Source organism: Mycobacterium sp. MYCO198283, from assembly GCF_021213805.1.
Classification (GTDB): Bacteria; Actinomycetota; Actinomycetes; order Mycobacteriales; family Mycobacteriaceae; genus Mycobacterium.
Genome location: NZ_JAJQJI010000001.1, coordinates 218,523 through 234,634, shown reverse-complemented (window position 1 = coordinate 234,634; position 16,112 = coordinate 218,523). Strand labels below are relative to the sequence as shown.

13 protein-coding genes are annotated in these 16,112 nt (G+C 69.2%); 7 read left to right on the top strand and 6 right to left on the bottom strand.

The window, feature by feature from the left end; genetic code table 11:
• The first annotated feature begins 9 nt into the window (after positions 1-9).
• A complete protein-coding gene (locus tag LV457_RS01135; protein ID WP_232168520.1) occupies positions 10-939 on the top strand; it encodes an LLM class F420-dependent oxidoreductase in 930 nt (309 codons plus the stop codon).
• Positions 940-954: 15 nt separating this feature from the next.
• Here the strand turns inward: LV457_RS01135 and LV457_RS01130 are convergent, their stop codons facing one another.
• The 6 genes from LV457_RS01130 to kdpA all read right to left on the bottom strand — a co-directional run bounded on the left by LV457_RS01130 (position 955) and on the right by kdpA (position 10,848).
• The gene (locus tag LV457_RS01130) at positions 955-2,895 is read right to left on the bottom strand and encodes a potassium transporter Kup (protein WP_232168518.1); all 1,941 of its coding nucleotides are present in this window, start codon (positions 2,893-2,895) and stop codon (positions 955-957) included.
• Positions 2,896-2,981: 86 nt separating this feature from the next.
• Complete coding sequence (locus LV457_RS01125) at positions 2,982-3,659, bottom strand: response regulator (protein ID WP_232168517.1); 678 nt, start codon at positions 3,657-3,659, stop codon at positions 2,982-2,984.
• Positions 3,656-6,166 carry a sensor histidine kinase KdpD gene (locus LV457_RS01120; protein ID WP_232168516.1) on the bottom strand — a complete coding sequence of 837 codons (2,511 nt, stop codon included), beginning with the start codon at positions 6,164-6,166 and terminating at the stop codon, positions 3,656-3,658. The genes LV457_RS01125 and LV457_RS01120 overlap by 4 nt, the downstream gene beginning before the upstream one ends.
• 7 nt (positions 6,167-6,173) lie before the next feature.
• Entirely contained in the window at positions 6,174-7,043 is an 870-nt protein-coding gene (locus LV457_RS01115; RefSeq protein ID WP_232168515.1) for a potassium-transporting ATPase subunit C, read from the bottom strand.
• Positions 7,044-7,048: 5 nt separating this feature from the next.
• Entirely contained in the window at positions 7,049-9,175 is a 2,127-nt protein-coding gene (gene kdpB, locus LV457_RS01110) for a potassium-transporting ATPase subunit KdpB (RefSeq protein ID WP_232168514.1), read from the bottom strand.
• Between the two features lie 2 nt (positions 9,176-9,177).
• The gene (kdpA, locus tag LV457_RS01105; RefSeq protein WP_232168513.1) at positions 9,178-10,848 is read right to left on the bottom strand and encodes a potassium-transporting ATPase subunit KdpA; all 1,671 of its coding nucleotides are present in this window, start codon (positions 10,846-10,848) and stop codon (positions 9,178-9,180) included.
• A 360-nt stretch (positions 10,849-11,208) separates the two neighbouring features.
• Here kdpA and LV457_RS20250 point away from each other — a divergent pair, with 360 nt between their 5' ends.
• The 6 genes from LV457_RS20250 (at position 11,209) to LV457_RS01080 (ending at position 16,096) form a co-directional block, all read left to right on the top strand.
• The gene (locus LV457_RS20250) at positions 11,209-11,508 is read left to right on the top strand and encodes an ankyrin repeat domain-containing protein (RefSeq protein ID WP_374198687.1); all 300 of its coding nucleotides are present in this window, start codon (positions 11,209-11,211) and stop codon (positions 11,506-11,508) included.
• A gap of 331 nt (positions 11,509-11,839) precedes the next feature.
• Positions 11,840-12,172, top strand: coding sequence for a WXG100 family type VII secretion target (locus LV457_RS20245; protein ID WP_374198686.1), 333 nt, complete (start codon positions 11,840-11,842; stop codon positions 12,170-12,172).
• 4 nt (positions 12,173-12,176) lie between these two features.
• The gene (locus LV457_RS20145) at positions 12,177-13,754 is read left to right on the top strand and encodes a GH-E family nuclease (RefSeq protein WP_232168511.1); all 1,578 of its coding nucleotides are present in this window, start codon (positions 12,177-12,179) and stop codon (positions 13,752-13,754) included.
• On the top strand, positions 13,751-14,401 hold the full coding sequence (locus LV457_RS01090; protein WP_232168510.1) for a hypothetical protein: 651 nt from the start codon (positions 13,751-13,753) through the stop codon (positions 14,399-14,401). The genes LV457_RS20145 and LV457_RS01090 overlap by 4 nt, the downstream gene beginning before the upstream one ends.
• Positions 14,391-14,819 (top strand): ankyrin repeat domain-containing protein, encoded by a 429-nt coding sequence (locus LV457_RS01085; protein WP_232168508.1) that lies wholly within the window; start codon positions 14,391-14,393, stop codon positions 14,817-14,819. Before LV457_RS01090 ends, LV457_RS01085 begins: the two co-directional genes overlap by 11 nt.
• A 125-nt stretch (positions 14,820-14,944) precedes the next feature.
• Complete coding sequence (locus LV457_RS01080; RefSeq protein WP_232168506.1) at positions 14,945-16,096, top strand: alpha/beta fold hydrolase; 1,152 nt, start codon at positions 14,945-14,947, stop codon at positions 16,094-16,096.
• The last annotated feature ends 16 nt before the right edge of the window (positions 16,097-16,112 follow it).

Here is a 16,112-nt window from a genome sequence, read left to right as displayed (position 1 = left end):
CAAGTCACCATGACGATTCGACTTGGACTCCAGATCCCGAACTTCTCCTACGGCACCGGCGTGCCCGAGATCTTCCCCACCGTCGTCGCGCAGGCGCAGGAGGCCGAGGCGGCGGGCTTCGACTCGGTCTTCCTGATGGACCACTTCTATCAACTGCCCGGGCTCGGAACCCCCGACCAGCCGATGCTGGAGGCCTACACCGCGCTCGGCGGGCTGGCGGCGGTGACCGAGAAAGTGCAGCTCGGCACGCTGGTCACCGGCAACACCTACCGCAACCCGACGCTGCTCGCGAAGGCCATCACGACGCTCGACGTCATCAGCGCCGGCCGCGCGATCCTCGGCATCGGCACCGGCTGGTATGAGCTGGAGCACGACTCACTGGGTTATGAGTTCGGCACCTTCACCGACCGGTTCAACAGGCTCGACGAGGCACTGCAGATCATCCTGCCGATGCTCGCCGGTGAACGGCCCACCTTCGAGGGCAGGTACTACCGCACGAAGGAGGCGATGGCCGAGCCGCGCTTCCGCGACCACATCCCGCTGCTGATCGGCGGCAGCGGCGAGAAGAAGACCATCCCGCTGGCGGCCCGCCACTTCGACCACCTCAACCTCATCGCCGGCTTCGACGAGCTGCCCCGCAAGGTGGAGGTGGTCAAGCAGCGCTGTGAGGAGATCGACCGCGATCCGGCCACGCTGGAGACCAGCGTGCTCGCGGTCGCGATCATCGACGAGAACGTCACCGAGGACACCGTTCCGGAGGAGTTCCGCCAGCAGGCCGTCTTCGGCAGCCCGGAGCGCATCGCCGACCAGATCAAGGCCAAGGTGCTCGACGCCGGCGTGAACGGTGTCATCCTGAGCCCGGTGACGAGCATCGACGGCTACCGGCCCGGCCGGATCACCGAGGTGGCAAGGCACCTGCGGCCGATGCTGGGGGTGTGAGCCCTCGGGGAGCCCTCACACCTCCATGCGGGCGCCGATGATGATCGTGCGGTCCCACGGCAGGTTGAAGTAGCCGGGCGCGTCGGCGGTGATGTAGGACGTCGCGACGAACAACCGCTTGCGCCACGCGGGCATGCTGGGCGCCGGACCGGGCGTCAGCTCCAGCTTCGACAGGAAGAACGACGCGCGGTCGACGTCGCACGGGCCTTCGGTCTGGATCGGGTCGAGGTGCCGGAGCGCCGCGGGCACGTCGGGTCGCTCCATGTAGCCGTAGTGGGCGGTGACGTAGACGATCCCGTCGTCGGAGTGGCCGAGGTCGTCGACGGACAACCGCTCGCTCTCCGGCATGCGCGGGACCGGCTCGGTCTGCAGCGCCAGGACGATCACGTGGGCGTGCAGCACATGGTTGTGTGCGACGTTGGCGCGCATCGCCAGCGGTGCGCTGCGATCGGCGCGGTTGAGGAACACCGCCGTCCCCCGGATCCGGTGGACCGGCGGATCGGCCGTCCGCAACTCGTCGACGAAATCGCGCAGCGACCCCTCGAGTTCGGCCCGCGCGAGCGTCACCAGCTCGCGTCCCCGCTGCCACGTCGTCATGACCGTGAAGGCGGCCAGCGCGATGAGCAGCGGGAGCCACGCGCCGTGCAGCAGCTTGGTGAGGTTGGCGGCGAGGAAGAGCAGGTCGACCGCCAGCAGCACGCCGCCGCCGCCGAGCACCAGCCACAGCGGCGCCCGCCACCGTTCGTGGGCGAAGTACAGGAACAGGATGGTGACGATGGTGATGGTGCCCGTCACCGCCATGCCAAACGCGTAGGCCAGCGCGCCCGAGCTGCGGAACGCGAACACCAGCGTCAGCACCGCCATCAGCAGCAGACCGTTGATGAACGGCACGTACACCTGACCGAACACCGACGCCGAGGTGTGCGCGATCCGCAGCCGCGGCAGGTAACCGAGGCGCGCGGCCTGCGACGCCACCGAGAACGCGCCGGTGATGACGGCTTGGGACGCGATGACCGTGGCGGCGGTGGCGAGCAGCACCATCGGCAGCCGCGCCCACTCCGGTGTCAGCAGGAAGAACGGCGCGTCGACGGCCTTGGGGTCGCCGATCAGCAGCGCGCCCTGCCCGAAATAGCTCAGCGTGCAGGCCGGCAGCACGACGCCGAGCCACCCGCGGGTGATGGCGCGCCGGCCGAAGTGGCCCATGTCGGCGTACAGCGCCTCGGCGCCCGTGACGGCGAGCACCACCGCGGCGAGGGCGAAGAACGCGACGTGGAAGTTGCCGACCAGGAAGCCGATGGCGTACGTCGGCGACAGCGCCTTGAGGATCTCGGGCCGGCCGGCGACGCCCGAGATGCCGCAGGCGCCGATGGCGACGAACCACGCCAGCATGACCGGCCCGAAGAACCGTCCGACCGCCGCGGTGCCGTGGCGCTGCACGCTGAACAGCACGACGATGATGACCGCGGTGATGGGCACCACCCACTCGTGCAGGCCCGGCGCGACGACCTTGACGCCCTCCACCGCCGACAGCACCGAGATCGCGGGAGTGATCATGCTGTCGCCGAAGAACAGCGAGGCGCCGAAGATCCCGAACGCGGCCAGCATGAGCGCGGTGCGCCGGCCGCGCTGCTGGCCGAAGCGCCGCAGCAGCGTGATGAGCGCCATGATGCCGCCCTCGCCGTTGTTGTCGGCGCGCATCACCAGCGAGATGTAGGTGAGCGTGACGATCAGCATCACCGACCAGAAGATCGTCGACACGATGCCGTAGACGTGGGTGTCGGTCAGCGGCACCGGGTGCGGGTCGGTGGGATCGAAGACCGTCTGGATGGTGTAGATCGGGCTGGTCCCGATGTCGCCGAACACGACGCCGAGCGCCGTGAGCACCACGGCGGGCCGCGCGGAGGGACGGTGCACGGGCGTCGCGTCCTCGGCGACGTCGGACAGCTGGTCGGCCATCGCTCGATCCTGCCGTCGAGATCGACGTTCTGCCGGAATTCACTCGCACTTCCGCGCCGAAATGTCGGTTTGGGCGGAGATGTGGATCACGGTTGGAAGCGGTAGCCCATGCCGGCCTCGGTGAGCAGATGGCGCGGCCGCGACGGGTCGTCTTCGAGTTTGCGGCGCAGCTGCGCCAGGTATACCCGCAGGTAGTGGGTCTCGGTGCCGTAGCCCGGCCCCCACACCTCCTTGAGCAGCTCTTCGCGGCCGACGAGCTTGCCGCGGTGGCGCACCAGCACCTCCAACATGCCCCACTCGGTGGGCGTCAGGTGCACGTCGGCGCCGGCGCGCGTCACCTTCTTCGCGGCGAGGTCGACGGTGAACGCGTCGGTGACCACCACGGGCTCGTCGGGATCGGCGGCGGAGGCCCGCCGGACCGCCGCACGCAGCCGGGCCAGGAGCTCGTCCATGCCGAAGGGTTTGGTGACGTAGTCGTCGGCGCCGGCGTCGAGCGCCTCGACCTTGTCGGCCGAATCGACCCGCGCCGACAGCACGATGACGGGCGCGTTCATCCAGCCGCGCAGGCCGCCGATCACCTCGATGCCGGACATGTCGGGCAGCCCCAGGTCGAGCACCACCACGTCGGGACGCTGCTCCGCGGCCGCCCGCAGCGCCGCCGCACCGTTCGCCGCGGTCACCACCTCGTACCCGCGCACCGACAGGTTGATCCGCAGCGCGCGCAGGATCTGCGGTTCGTCGTCGACGACGAGCACCTTCGTCACGCCGCCTCCGCGGCCAGCTCGACGACGACGGTCAGCCCGCCGCCCGGGGTGTCGGTGGCGCTGATGGAGCCGCCCATGGCCTCGACGAAGCCGCGGGCCACCGACAGGCCGAGCCCCACCCCGGTGCTGGTGTCGGTGTCGCCGAGCCGCTGGAACGGTTCGAACAGCCGGTCCTCGGCGCCGCGGGCGATTCCGCAGCCCTCGTCGGCGACGTGCAGCAGCACCCGGTTGCCCACCCGCCCGGCATAGACCCGGATCGGCGCGTCGGGCGCGTAGCGCACCGCGTTGTCGACGAGGTTGGCCAGCACCCGCTCCAAGAGCCCCGGATCGGCCCGCACCACGAGATCGTCGACCTCCACCTTCACCCGGTCGAGCCTGGTCGCGTGGCCCGGCATCCCGACGATGGCGCGGTTCACCGCCTCCTCGAGGTACACCGGCTGCAGCTGCGGCCGCACCGCGCCGGCGGCCAGGCGCGACGAATCGAGCAGGTTCCCGACGAGCGCCGTCAGCGCGTCGACCGACTCCTCCACGGTGGCCAACAGCTCGGCGGTGTCCTCGGGGGAGAAGCCGACGTCGTCGGCGCGCAGGCTCGACACGGCGGCCTTGGCGGCGGCCAGCGGGGTGCGCAGGTCGTGGCTGACCGCGGCCAGCAGCGAGCGGCGCAGTTCGTCGGCCTGCGCGATCGCCGCGGCCCGGCCCGCCTCCTCGGTGAGTTCGCGCTGGCGCACCAGGCCCGCGGCCTGCGTGGCGACGGCCGTCAGCACCCGGCGGTCCCGGGCGGCGAGTTTCCGGCCGGCGAGCAGCAGCCAGAACCCGTCGCGGTCGTCCTGCGACGCGACCTCGATCGCGGTGTCGGCGGCGTTGACGGTGGCGCAGGGCTCGTCGCCCACCCCGGCCACCACGCCCGCGCCGTCGCGCAGCAGGCTCACGGACCGCTGCCCGTAGGTCTCGCGGACCCGCCGCAGCAGCGTCTCGAGGTCCGCCCCGCGCAGCACCGAGCCGGCGAACAGCGTCAGCAGCTCGGCCTCCTGGCTGGCGCGGCGCGCCTCGCGGGTGCGGTTGGCGGCGCTGTCGACCAGCGCCGCGACCGCGACGGCCACCACCAGCAGCACGACGATGGTGAGCGCGCTGTCGGGATCGGAGATCGTGAAGCTGTGCCGCGGCTCGACCAGGAAATAGTTGAGCAGCAGCCCCGACAGCACCGCCGACAGCGCCGCGGGCGCCACGCCGCCGAGCAGCGCCACCAGCAGCACCCCGACGAAGAACAGCGCGCTCTCGCCACCGATGCCCAGGAACTCGTCGAGGGTTGTGACGGTGGCCGCGCACAACGCGGTCGGCACCGCCGCGCCGGCCAGCCAGGCCGCCGCGTGCCGCTGCCGCACGGTCACCGACGACCACGAGAACCCCCGGCCGACCTGGTCGTGCGTCACCAGGTGGACGTCGATCTTCCCCGACTGCGCCACCACCCGCGCCGGGATGCCCTCGTCGAAGATCCGCGCCCACCGCGAGCGGCGCGACGTCCCCACCACCAGCTGCGTGGCGTTGCGCTCGCGGGCGAAGTCGAGCAGCGCGGCGGCCACGTCGTCGCCGACCACCGTGTGCAGCGTCGCGCCCAGACTGGCCGCCAGCTCCCGCACGCGGCCCATCTGCGGCGCGGACACCCCCGTGAGCCCGTCGCCGCGCACCACGTGGACGATCAGCAGGTCCGCGCTGCTCTTCGATGCGATGCGCGAGGCGCGCCGCACCAACGTCTCGGACTCCGGGCCGCCGGTGACCGCCACGACGACGCGTTCCCGCGCCTCCCAGGTGGCCGTGATCTGGTTCTCCGCCCGGTATTTCGCCAGCGCGGCGTCGACCTGATCGGCCAGCCACAGCAGCGCCAGCTCGCGCAGCGCGGTCAGGTTGCCGCGCCGGAAATAGTTCGACAGTGCGGCGTCGATGCGGTCGGGCGCATACACGTTGCCGTGGGACAGCCTGCGCCGCAACGCCTCCGGGGTGATGTCGACCAGCTCGATCTGCGAGGCGCTGCGCACCACCGCGTCCGGCACCGTCTCCTGCTGCTCGATGCCGGTGATCTGCGCGACGACGTCGTTGAGGCTCTCCAGGTGCTGCACGTTGACGGTGGAGATGACGGTGATGCCGGCGGCGAGCAGCTCCTCGACGTCCTGCCAGCGCTTGGGATTCCGGCTGCCGGGCGTGTTGGTGTGGGCGAGCTCGTCGACCAGCACCACCTCCGGTCGGCGCGCCAACACGGCCGCCACGTCGAGTTCGGGAAACCGGGCGCCGCGGTGTTCCTGGTAGCGCGGCGGGATCACCTCGATGCCGTCGAGCAGCTCCGCCGTCTTCTTCCGGCCGTGCGTCTCGACCACCGCCGCGACGAGGTCGGTGCCACGTTCCAGCCGCCGGTGCGCTTCGCCGAGCATCGCGTAGGTCTTGCCGACACCCGGCGCGGCGCCCAGGTAGATCCGCAGCTCACCGCGCTTGCAGTGGTCGTCGGGGCGGCTCACGTGTCCATCATCCCCGCGGTCGGGCGCCCCGCACCGGGTACCGGCTGTCGAGGTCGAGGTTCAGCTCGACGACGTTGACGCGCGGTTCACCCAGGAACCCGAGATCCCGGCCGCTGTGGTGCGCGGCGACGAGCGCGCGCACCTGTTCGGCGGAGATCCCGCGCGCCCGGGCCACCCGGTCGACTTGCAGCGCGGCGTAGGCCGGGGAGATGTGCGGATCGAGTCCGCTGCCGCTGGCGGTCACCGCGTCGGCGGGCACCGCCGGCTCGGCGGGCGCGCCACCCCGGATCGGCACCAGCTCTCCGATGCGGTAGTCCGCGCCGGGCTCGGCGCATTCGACGCGCACCCCGCGGTAGACGTCGACGAACGGTGCCGTCCCGCACGGCTCGTTCACGCTGACCACCCGCACCGGGCGGGTCACGTGCCCGGCGGCGTCGCGCGGCCCGATCACCGACAGCACCGCGCCGACACCGCCGTCGGTGCAGAACGGCCGGCGCCCGTCGACGCCCTCCCGCTCGCCGATCGCCTTGCTGCGGGCACACACCGTCGTGAGCAGGCTGGTGCGGTCCGCGGTGTCGACGATGTCCTCCGGGCCGAGGTTCGAGGCGCCGCTGGCCAGCGGGTCGTAGCCGTCACCCGCGGCGGACGGCCGCGACTGGAAGTACTGCGGAAGCGCGTCGCCGGTGGCGTCGGTGAACGACTGCCCGACCAGGCTGCTGCCGACGAGCACGCCGTCTCGGTGGAGCACCGAGCCGTCGGCACGGTGACGCAGCCCGGGCAGCTGGGCGACCAGCCACACCGCCAGCGGATAGGCCACACCGAGGACGACGGTGAAGACCAGCAGCGCACGCAGCGCGGCGAGGTGTTGACGGATCATCAGGTTCACATCCCGGGCAGGAACTGGACGACGAGATCGATGAGCTTGATCCCGAGGAACGGGGCGACGATGCCGCCGAGGCCGTAGACGCACAGGTTGCGGCTCAGCAGCGTCGACGCGGCGCCCGGGGTGTAGCGCACCCCGCGCAGGGCCAGCGGGATCAACGCGACGATGACGACCGCGTTGAAGATCACCGCCGACAGGATCGCCGACTGCGGGCTGTGCAGCCGCATCACGTTCAGCACGTCCAGTCCCGGGTAGAGCGCCACGAACAGCGCCGGGATGATCGCGAAGTACTTGGCGATGTCGTTGGCGATCGAGAACGTCGTCAGCGCCCCGCGCGTGATGAGCAACTGCTTGCCGATCTCGACGATCTCGATGAGCTTCGTCGGGTCGGAGTCGAGGTCGACCATGTTGCCGGCCTCTTTGGCCGCCGACGTGCCGGTGTTCATCGCGACACCGACGTCGGCCTGCGCGAGCGCCGGGGCGTCGTTGGTGCCGTCGCCGGTCATCGCGACGAGCTTGCCGCCCGACTGCTCGCGGGCGATCAGCGCGAGCTTGTCCTCCGGGGTGGCCTCGGCCAGGAAGTCGTCGACACCGGCCTGCCCGGCGATCGCCCGGGCCGTCAGCGGGTTGTCGCCGGTGATCATCACGGTGCGGATGCCCATGCTGCGCAGCTGGTCGAAGCGTTCCCGCAGGCCCGACTTGACGACGTCGCGGAGCGCGATGACGCCGAGGATCGCCGCCGTGCCGTCGCGGACCTCGCCGACGGCCAGCGGGGTGCCGCCCCCGGCGGCGATTCCGTCGACGACCTCACCCAGTTGGCTGGGCACCGTTCCGCCGTGCGCACGCACCCAGTCGGCCACCGAGGCCGTCGCGCCCTTGCGGAGCCGGTGGCCGTCGACGTCGACACCCGACATGCGGGTGGCGGCGGTGAACTCGACCCACTGCGCGCCGGTCAGCTCACCCGGCGTGCGGGCGCGCAACCCGAAGTGGTCCTTGGCGAACACCACGATGGAGCGGCCCTCGGGTGTCTCGTCGGCCAGGCTGGCAAGCTGTGCGGCGTCGGCGAACCTCGGTGCCGGAACCCCGTCGAGCGGGATGAAGTCCGCGGCCTGCCGGTTGCCGAGCGTGATGGTGCCGGTCTTGTCGAGCAGCAGGACGTCGACGTCCCCCGCGGCCTCCACCGCACGCCCCGACATCGCAAGCACGTTGCGCTGCACCAGCCGGTCCATACCGGCGATACCGATGGCGGACAACAGCGCGCCGATCGTGGTGGGGATGAGGCACACCAGCAGCGCGATTGCCACGATGCCGGTGATGCCGTCGCCGGTCAGCGAAAGACTTTCGGGCACACCGGGATTGTCGGCTTTGGCGTAGATGGCCAGCGGCTGCAGGGTCGCCACCGCGAACAAGAAGATCAGCGTCAGCGCGGCCAGCAGGATGTTCAGCGCGATCTCATTCGGCGTCGGCTGCCGGTTGGCGCCCTCGACCAGCGCGATCATGCGGTCGATGAAGCTCATCCCCGGCTGCTGCGTGATCCGTACGACGATGCGGTCGCTCAACACGGTGGTGCCTCCGGTGACGGCCGAGCGGTCGCCGCCGGACTCGCGGATCACCGGGGCGGATTCGCCGGTGATCGCCGATTCGTCCACGGAGGCAATGCCTTCCACGACATCGCCGTCGCCGGGGATCACCTCGCCGGCCTCGACGACGACCATGTCGCCCCGGCGCAGCAGCGGTGCGGCCACCTGCTCCTCGGCACCCGACTCGGTCAGCCGCCGGGCCATGGTGTGCGCTCTGGTCTTCCGCAGCGTCTCGGCCTGCGCCTTGCCGCGGCCCTCCGCGACGGCCTCGGCGAGGTTGGCGAACACCACGGTCAGCCACAGCCAGCCGACGACGAACCAGGCGAACCAGCTCGGGTTCCACACGGTGCTCAATGTCGCCACCGCCGCCCCGATCTCGACGACGAACATCACCGGGTTGCGCCACAGCGTGCGGGGGTCGAGTTTGCGTACGGCGTCGGGCAGCGACCGCAACAGCGTCGCCGGATCAAGCAGCCCGCCCGCTACCCGCTGACGTGGCCGTCCGGCGCCGCCGCCCGTCCGGGCCTCGATGGTGGTGAGCGTCATGGTCAGTGGATTCCTTCGGCGAGGGGTCCCAGCGCGAGCATCGGGAGGAAGGTCAGCGCGACGAAGATCAGCGCAACGCCCGCGACCATGCCGACGAACTGCGGTCGGTGAGTGGGGAGGGTGCCGGCGGATTCCGGCGTCGTGCCCTGGCGGGCCAGCGAACCGGCCAGCGCGAGCACCAGGATGATCGGCAGGAACCGGCCGAACACCATCGCCAGCCCGAGCGCGGTGTTGTACCACTCGGTGTTGACGCCGATACCCGCAAAGGCGGAGCCGTTGTTGTTCGCTGCGGAGGTGAAGGCGTACAGCACTTCGCTGAGCCCGTGCGGTCCGGTGTTGAGCATGCCGGCGCGTTGACCGGGCAGCGCCATAGCGATCGCGGTGCCCGTCAGCACGATCAGCGGGGTGACGAGGAAATACGTTGCGGCCAGCTTGATCTCGCGCGGTGCGATCTTCTTGCCGAGGTATTCCGGGGTCCGGCCGACCATGAGACCGGCGACGAACACCGTGATGATCGCCAGGATCAGCATGCCGTAGAGACCGGAACCCACACCGCCGGGCGCGATCTCGCCCAGCTGCATGTTGACCATCGTGATCATGCCGCCGAGGCTGGTGTAGGAGTCGTGGAACGAGTTGACAGCGCCCGTCGACGTCAACGTGGTCAGGCCGGCGAACACCGCCGAGTTCGCGACCCCGAACCGCTGCTCGGTGCCCTCCGTCGCGGCGCCCACCGCGGTGGGCACCGTGCCGTGGGCGTGCAGCTGGACCAGCATCAACGCGGCGACGCTCGCGATCGCGATGACCCCCATCACGGCGACGATCGCGTAGCCCTGCGCGGGCTTGCCGACCATCCGGCCGAAGGTGCGCGGCATCGAGAAGGCGATCATCGTCATGAGCAGGAGCTGCAGCAGGTTGGTCCACGCGGCCGGATTGGAGTACGGGTGCGCGGAGTTCGCGTTGAAGAACCCGCCGCCGTTGGTGCCGAGCAGCTTGATGGCCTCCTGACCGGCCACCGGACCGCCGGTGAGTGCCTGTCGGCCACCCGCCACGGTGGTGGCCACCTGGTCGTGCAACGCGAAATTTTGGATCACGCCGCCGGCCACCAGCACCACGGCCGCGACGAACGCTATCGGCAACAGGATGCGCAGCGTGCCGCGCACCAGGTCGACCCAGAAATTTCCGAGCTCGCCGGTGCGGGTGCGCGCCAAGCCCCGCACGAAGGCCACCGCGACCGCCATGCCCACCGCTGCCGACACGAAGTTCTGCACCGCCAGGCCGGCCATCTGCACTAGATGGCTCTGCGTCGACTCCCCGGAGTATGCCTGCCAATTGGTGTTGGTGACGAAGCTGATCGCGGTGTTCCAGGCGAGCGCCGGCGTCATCGGGGTGCCGGGGTCGTCGAGGTGTAACGGCAGCTTCTGCTGCACCAACTGCAGGGCGAACAGGAAGCCGACGCCGACCAGCGAGAACGCCAGCACGCTGCGGGCGTAGGAGGCCCAGGTCTGTTCGGCGGCCGGGTCGGCGCCGATCGCCCGGTAGATGGCGCGTTCCACCCGGGAGTGCTCGTCAGCGGTGTAGACGCGGAACATGTAGTCGCCCAGCGGCACATGCACGGCAACGAGGAGCGCCACCAGCACGACGAGCAGCACGACGCCCGCGGTAGCGGTGCTCACGAGAATTTCTCGGGAGACAGCAGCGCGGCGCCGATGTACACCGCGAGGAGCACGACCAGCCCGAGGCCGATCACATCCTCCGGAGTCACAGGCGTTCGACCGCCTGTGCGACGACACCGAGGACGGCGAAGACCGCCACCGTCAGCACCAGATACCCGAGCACGGACATGCCACTCCTTACGCATCGACGCCCCACCCGCCGGTGGGCCGGACCCGAAGCTAGGACCAGTCGAGAGCAGCGATCGGTGTCCTTGACGGTTTCTTGACGGCGGCGGTACGGACCTTGACGCAACGCTGACGCGGCGGGTCGCGGTAGATCGGGCTACGTACGGTTGACGGCGTAGGTCAGTTCAGCCCGGTGTGGAGGACACCAGAGATGGGCAGGCCACCGAAAACGACCCGTACACACCGATTCACAAGGCGGTCCTGGACAACGACTTGTCAACATTGAGCGTCGAACCGGCCTTGGGTGATTCTTTCCACGCGCCCGGCCCGGATGGCGTGACGCCGCTGCACTTCGCCGCTAATTATGGCCGCGTCGATATAGCAAAAGCCCTGTTGGACGAAGGAGTCGACTCAATCCGCTGGATGTTTGGGGGAACACTCCGCTGTCCTGTGCGATTTATCGCCGCCGCACGACATGCCCTGACGGATCGATGATTCGTCTGCTCTTGGACCATGGCGCCGATCCCCTCCGTGTGGAGGGCGATATCACACCGCACGAGCTGGCCAAGATGATCGCCGGCCTTCCAGAGGACCTGATCGGACTCCTCGAGCAACACGCGGGGGGCGGTAGGACGCTCACGTTCACGCAGCTACCGGAGTTTGTCGGGTGAACGGGGATATGGGTGCAGAAGTCCCAGCGGGCGTCGGAGGTGATTGCACCGTGACGCGGCAGCCTGACGGCACCCATCTACCCGCTCCGGTAGATACTGCACATCCTCGTTGAAGCGCAGTACCGTTGGCACCGAGCACCAACGAGGGGAAACCGATGGGTGAGACGATTCGGGCAGAGCCCGCCACGCTACAGGCGTCCGGGGCCAGAGTCGCCGATCACGCTGAGGAAGTACAGGCGGTCCACACAGCGGCGGATGGCCGCATCGAGGCGGCCATGAGAGGTTGGACCGGTTCGTCGTTGGCCGCGATGACGGCGAAGGCCGCCCGCTGGCAAGCAGCTACTACCGCGTTGTCACTGCAGCTGTCCGATCACGCAACCGCCTTGGCCGAAAGCGCTCAGGTCTACCGCGGGACCGAGACGCAAAACGCCCGGGCGGTTGCCGAGGTAGCGGCCCACCCTGCGCCGCCCTCCGTATCGAGCCTGTAGCGCCGTGCCGCTCACGATTGCGGACATCGAGCGCTGGGATCCGCTCGCGGTGCGCGAGGTGTTCCACGCCGCCACCGCCCGCGGTGCCACCGCCCTCGATGTCGCTGACGGACTAGGTCGGCTTCCTGCCTTTCAGACGTGGGGCGGTACCGCAGCCGATGCTGCCCGAGACGCAATTGGCCGTACCCGCGTTGACCTCGACGCCCACGGCAACGAAGCCTTGGCCGTCGCGAAAGCCGCAGACATCGCCGCGGCTGATATTGAGCGCATCAAGGACCAGTTGGAGCGGGTCAAGGAAGCGGCTCACAATGCCCACCTGAAGATCGATCCGCTGACCGGTCAGGTATTGCCCGGCCCCGGCTACGACGCGCGAAACCCCTTCAATGTGATGGCCGAAATCGAGCTGCAGGCAGCCGTCGATGGCCTGATTGCCGATGCCAATCGGGTGGACGCCGAACTTGCGACGGCGATCCAGATGGCCGACGGACAGATATCGATTCCGGCTACGCCGCCGGGCAATTCGCTCTCCGACCAACAGATCGGCGACATGGTCGCTGAGATGGTCGACGGCCAGGACCTTGACGGCTCTGAGGCGCAGCAACTCTCAGAACGATTGCGGGAGCAGTTCCAGCAAGCGTCGGCAGAAGGCCTGACGCCCGACCAGGCCTACGCCAAGGCCGAAGACTTCGCCTCGATGTACATGATGAACCTGCATCGGTCATATGTACGCAAGGCGACCAGGCTCGGCACATTCGCTGACGCCAAACGAACACCCGCGGGCGACCTCATCTCGCCTCAAGGTGCACTGATCCCAGCAGCCCGTGATCCGAACGGCGAGCTCACCTGGGTCGACCGGACTACCGGCCAGCGAGTACCGGCGGGCACGCCGGATGCGATGACGGTGCCTGAACGCGGCTCATACCATCTGGGCCACAAGTACGGCTACGAGAACTGGCGGGTGTTACGGCAGGCGGCCGAAGAGGGTTGGACCCAAGGCGAACTTAATGACTTCATGAACCGCCACGGTTTGTACGACGTCTCGAGCCCAGCGGATAACCTCAGCCACCGCTATGAGGACAGCTCGCCGTATGCACCTAATCCGGAGTGGACACCTGAGCGTCTGAGAAACGTGCTGCCGACGCCGGAGGCTGTGCCGGGCACGGCGGCGCCAGCGGGTGCCCCTCAGGCACCGGTCTCGTCCCAGGTGCCTACACCTTCGGCCGTCCCGTCACCCGGTGCAGCCAGTGCGCCGTTGGTGTCACCGCCACCGGATCTCACGCTGCCGCCACATCCGGCCATTTCCCTTCCGCCGTTCCTGCAGCCGGCGATCCCCCCGGGCTACGCCGCCGGTCAGGCACCAGTCGATCCGTCCCTGAACTGGCTGCCGATGGACACCGGCGGGGTCTCCGCGCCCGCGGCGCCGACGACTCCGGCTCCGGCGGCACCGTCGTCCGGTTTTTCGCTTCCGACGCCTGACATCAGCTTGCCGCCACCACCGACACCCGATCAAGCAGCGGCTGGCACGGCCGCCGTCGGTGGTGTCGCCCTGTTGCTGCTGATTGGGGCACTGTGTCTGGTGTGAAGCCGATTTCCGAACGTATTTGGACCCCTGCCAGGATGCCAAGATCGCTCGCGGAAATTATTGGTGAGCTGGTGAACGACTTGACCCAGATTTCGGCCGACGAGCTTCGAGACTGGTCGAGCGGCCTGCCACTGCCGCCCGGCTGGCAGAGCGGTCGAATCGAGGGCGCGAGCAGCGGGCAACCATCGCGAGTTGCGGTATGCGGACAGCGGCCAGACGGCGGCTGGTACGGCTGCGAGACCCTCAACGTTTACCGCTTCAGCGGACCCGCCCCGATCACGGCCACTATGACGCACACCGACTGCACCTTGCGCGACTTGGGCGCTGATAGCGTCGCCAACTACCGGCTCGGCTTGTCCGAGACCGAAGGTGTTGCGGCTGCACGCAGTAGCGGCTACTTCAGCGCGGCCGGACTGCGGTTCTGGGCCCAGTACAGCACTTACATCCGAGGCGAGCGCGCGCCGTTCGACGGGCTACTGATCTATCAGGCGCTAATCGTTGCGGCCGACCGCCGTGGGCAGCTTGGCGACGACATCGCCGAGCTTGGCGACGCCATGCACATCGAGTTTCTGGACCACCTCGCTACCGTCGACGACGTATGTCGGTCCCTGATGGCAGATTCGGAGGTGCTTCGCGATGGCTCGTAGCGGCAGGCCGCCAAAGATCGATCCGATGAAACCGATCCATAGGGCGGTTCTTCACAATGACGTAAATACCTTTGCCGTTGAGCTGGCGGCCGGGAACTACGTCAACGCGCCGGGTCCTGAAGGCATGACGCCGCTGCACATCGCCGCCGACTACGGCCGCGTCGAATTTGCGAAAGCGCTGCTGAATAAGGGGGTCGACATCGACCCCATCAATGTGTGGGGCAATACCCCGCTTTGGATGGCTGTCTACAACTACGACAAGACCGAGCCGCCCGGGGCCATCATCCGGCTGTTACTCGAACATGGTGCAGACCCTAATCGGGGTGAAGGTCGTCAACCGCCGCTCGAACTCGCCACAATGATCGCCGGCTTTCCCGAGGATCTGATCGAGCTGCTCGAGGAACACGCGCACCGATAGCGATACACGTCCGTGTCACGGGTGCGCCGCAGACGCGGACTGGCTCACAGTAGATGTTTGGGTGTCGCAGATCGCACAGGGCCTCGATTGCCTGTATCGGGTAATTCGAACGCATCATGGCACTCATGGAGACGTGTTCGACGTTCGCCGCGGCGCAGGAGGTGCGGCGGGTACGGCTCACGCATCACGTGCTCACGCTCGACGACGGACACCGCGTGGGCGTCTCGGTGGGCGGCGCGGGAGTACCGCTGGTGTTCCTGCACGGACTTGGCCTGAGCCGGCGGGCCTACCTGCGGCTGTTGAGCCGGGTGGCCGGCCAGGGATTCAAGGTCGTCGCGATCGACGCGCCCGGCCACGGCGACACCCACGACCTCCCGCGCCGCGGCCGCCAGTTCGCCGACCGCGTGAACCTGACGCTGCGGGCGCTCGACGCGCTGGGCGTCACCCGTGCGGTGTTCGCTGGGCACTCCATGGGCGGCCGCACCGTGATCCAGCTCGCCGCCGAGGCGCCCGAGCGGGTGCTGGCGGCCGTCGTCTTCGACGCGGCGGCCGGCGCGACGTTCGACGAGGACATCCCGAACGCACTGCGCTCGCCGTGGCGCGCCGCCAAGACCATCGGCGGCGCGCTGTACGACACCCGCAAGGATCCGGTGCGGCTCGAGCTGGCCGAGCGGATCGATTATCTGCGGATGATCGGTGCCGTCGGCCTGAAGAACCTGCTGCGGCCCGGTGGTCCCACCGGCGCGACCCTCGCCCTGGTGAACGCCGGTGACTCGCGGCCGTTCCTACGGGTGATCCGCGAGCACCAGATCCCGTTCTTCGTCATGCACGGCGAGAAGGACATCATCATCCCGTTGCAGAGCGCGAGAGAGATGGCCGAGGAGGCCGACGGCACCCTCTACTGCGTGCCCGGCGCCTACCACTCCTGGGTGATCGCGAACCCGCGCCAGGGTGCCGACTCCTTCCGGCAGCTCCTGGCCGGCGAACTGGGCACCGTGCTGCGCAACCTCGCGCGGTCGCTCGGCATTCGCGACCCCGGTGACACCGCCGCGTGGGAACACGCGCTCATCGAGCCCGACGCCCTGCTGCGCTCGCTCGACGACGGGCTCGACGAGGTGGGCACCGAACCGCCCGAATCCGTGCAGCTGGACGTGCTGCGGACGTCGACACGGCCGCAGCAGATCAAACGCGAGCCGTGGCACCGGCGCGCCTACCGCCGCCTCTCCGACCGCCGCGAGGTGCGCCGGGTGCGGACCGACGCCGAGTACACCGGCTGACTCGCTAGCGTAGCGG

What these genes read in the sequence shown, in the direction of transcription:
- LV457_RS01135 (WP_232168520.1), top strand. Translation starts at nt 10, where the DNA reads ATGACGATTCGACTTGGACTCCAGATCCCGAACTTCTCCTACGGCACC.
- LV457_RS01130 (WP_232168518.1), bottom strand. Translation starts at nt 2,895, where the DNA reads ATGGCCGACCAGCTGTCCGACGTCGCCGAGGACGCGACGCCCGTGCAC.
- LV457_RS01115 (WP_232168515.1), bottom strand. Translation starts at nt 7,043, where the DNA reads ATGATCCGTCAACACCTCGCCGCGCTGCGTGCGCTGCTGGTCTTCACC.
- kdpB (WP_232168514.1), bottom strand. Translation starts at nt 9,175, where the DNA reads ATGACGCTCACCACCATCGAGGCCCGGACGGGCGGCGGCGCCGGACGG.
- LV457_RS20245 (WP_374198686.1), top strand. Translation starts at nt 11,840, where the DNA reads ATGGGTGAGACGATTCGGGCAGAGCCCGCCACGCTACAGGCGTCCGGG.
- LV457_RS01085 (WP_232168508.1), top strand. Translation starts at nt 14,391, where the DNA reads ATGGCTCGTAGCGGCAGGCCGCCAAAGATCGATCCGATGAAACCGATC.
- LV457_RS01080 (WP_232168506.1), top strand. Translation starts at nt 14,945, where the DNA reads ATGGAGACGTGTTCGACGTTCGCCGCGGCGCAGGAGGTGCGGCGGGTA.